At 67.3% G+C, this 773-nt stretch carries 1 pseudogene; it reads left to right on the forward strand.

Going from position 1 to position 773, the window contains the following annotated elements:
• Positions 1–773, forward strand: a pseudogene (locus ACTFO6_RS17375) (Eco57I restriction-modification methylase domain-containing protein); the annotation flags it as partial.

Below are 773 nucleotides of genomic sequence, written 5' to 3' on the forward strand. Positions count from 1 at the left end.
CTTCATGCGCCACGATCTCGCCGAGCTCGACTCCGGCCCGCCGCAGGGCGTAGAGGTGCTCGTCCGCCGCTCGGAAATCGAGCGGCTCTCGCCCGGCACGCTCGCCTTCCTCGAATACCGCGGAGAGCGCGATCGGGAGCTGGTGCTCAAGATGTATGGGCTTCTGCCCGGCCAGGCCCCGCGGCCCTTGCTCGGCGCCGAAGGCCCCGGCGCGTGGAACGCGCGGTTCTACACCGAGCTTCATATGACCAACGACCGCGACCTCTGGACGCGGCCGGATGGCCGGCTCTACACGCCGCGGGAGGTCTGCGGCCTCGACTGGCCGGCGAACCGGTCCATCCCCTTTGCCGAGGTACGGGCGCGGATGGCGGAAAAAGGTTTCTGGCCGCTCTACGAAGGCAAGCACATCGAGCAGTTCCTGGTGGACATCAAGCCCGTCGAGCGGTGGGTGAGCTTGGAAGCCGCGGAACGCAAATACGGAAGACCGCCAAGCCCGGAGCCCAAGCTCGTCTTCCGCGACATCGCCAGCAACACCAACGAGCGCACCTGCATCGCCGCGGTGCTGCCGGAGGGGTCATGCTCCGGCAATACGCTCGCGACGCTCGAGACGCCAGCACTTGATCGGCGTATCGCGGCAACGGTGATGAACAGCTTCGCGTTCGATTTCCTGACGCGGCTACGGACTGCCGGCACGCACCTCAACTGGACCTACGTTTCCCGCGTCGCCGTTCCGCCGGTCACCGGCTGCCACGCGATCCCCGTCATCGAGACCG

It is taken from the genome of Pelomicrobium sp. G1 (assembly GCF_051905455.1).
Taxonomy (GTDB): domain Bacteria; phylum Pseudomonadota; class Gammaproteobacteria; order Burkholderiales; family UBA6910; genus Pelomicrobium.